The organism is Wolbachia endosymbiont of Atemnus politus, assembly GCF_013309895.1.
Window position 1 is genome coordinate 1 of record NZ_JAAXCS010000173.1, and the last position, 1,808, is coordinate 1,808.

Annotated in this window: 1 pseudogene; it reads left to right on the forward strand. The window is 37.2% G+C overall.

The features are described 5' to 3' along the window. Positions 1-142 precede the first annotated feature (142 nt). Positions 143-1,449 (forward strand): annotated as a pseudogene (locus tag HET73_RS07245) (adenylosuccinate synthase). Positions 1,450-1,808 lie beyond the last annotated feature (359 nt).

The following is a 1,808-nucleotide window of genomic DNA, read 5'->3' on the forward strand; positions in this document are numbered from 1 at the left end:
GAAATATCCTTAGTAGCATGATAATAAGATTGGCGGGGGTTGTCAAGGGTTTTTTTGTTTGTGTTAAAGTTTGTTATGCAAGAAGTCTCTTGCATTTATAGCGCACTGCATTAATATTTACATGTTAATTCAGAAGATATTGATGAATAATATTGTAATTGTTGGTCTACAATGGGGCGATGAAGGAAAAGGTAAAATAGTAGATTATCTTTCTGAAAATGTGGGCGTAGTTGTGAGATTCCAAGGGGGGAATAACGCAGGGCATACTATAGTAATAGGCGATGAGGTTTATAAATTAAATTTACTACCTTCTGCTGTTTTAAGAGCGGACAAAATATCTGTTATAGGAAACGGTGTTGCTCTTGATTCACATGCTTTGATCTCAGAAGTAGAGTCATTGAAAACTAGAGGAATAGATATCAACCCGAGCAATTTGATGGTGTCTGGAAGCTGCCCATTAATACTTAGTGTACATAAGGACAAGGAAAAGTTATTTGAAGATTTGAACGGAAATCACAAAATTGGCACGACAAACAAAGGCATAGGGCCGTGTTATGAAGATAAAGTTGGGAGAAGAGCTATACGCCTTTGTGACTTAGAAAACGCAGGTGAGCTCAATAAAAAAGTGGGTACACTTCTGAGTTACTCAATGCTATCAGGCAGGGTTTGGGCTGCCGGGCAGTAAAAAAAGGAGAAATGTTAAAGGAAATTGAGGAGATCTCGAAAAAGATTCTTCCATACAAAAAGCCAGTATGGAAAATATTGAATGACCTTATAAAAGAAGGTAAGAAAATAATATTTGAAGGTGCTCAAGGCACATTTCTAGATATTGACCATGGGACATACCCTTTCGTTACTTCAAGCAATACCGTAGCATCGCAAGCAATAACAGGCTCAGGATTGTCTTCCAATACCTATGTTATCGGTGTGGCAAAAGCTTATACAACAAGAGTGGGCAACGGTCCATTTCCTACTGAGCAAAAAAATGAAGTGGGGGATAGCTTATTTGCTATAGGTAAGGAGCTTGGAACAGTGAGCAATAGAAAAAGGCGCTGCGGTTGGTTTGATGCAGTTTTAGTACGCCAGGCAGTACAACTCTCTGGAGTTTCAAGTATTATATTAACTAAACTGGATATTCTTGATTCTTTTGACACGATTAAGATATGTACTGGTTATAAGTGCCGTGGAAAAATGTATGATTATTTACCCGCATCACATTCAATACATGGGGAATTAGAGCCGATATATGAAGAATTTCCTGGCTGGAAAGAAAACACCCAGGGCAAAAGGTCGGTTGGAGAGTTACCTGCAAATTTGACAAAGTATGTAAGAAGAGTGGAAGAATTAATAGGCGTACCAATTCATCTAATTTCAACCAGCCCAAAGAGGGAAGACGTGATAAAACTTAAAGATTTTAAGTTTTCTGAAAGTATTCTTGCATCTTATTGACTGTTACCCAATAAAAAACGCTTATTTAGCGAAAAAAACACTTGCACAATTCTAAATATTAATTTATTACGCAAAATAGCTTTACATTAAAATGAATGGTGAAGGTAAATTCAGTGTATAACGAAAATAAGCCCATATCCAACGCTTGCGGTTATTTTCAATGTTTCATTATCAGAGTTAGTGTAGGGCAAGGTTTTAATAGCCTATTTTTAGGGCGTTAGGATAGTCAAGTGTAATAATAGGAGGGATTATGGTAACTGCGGGAAGAATGGAGAAGAAAGCTATAAGAAAAAGGGCTTGGCCTGAGAAAAGCACAACAGTAGAAGCAAGAAAAACAAATAATCAGTTGAAGGATCTTG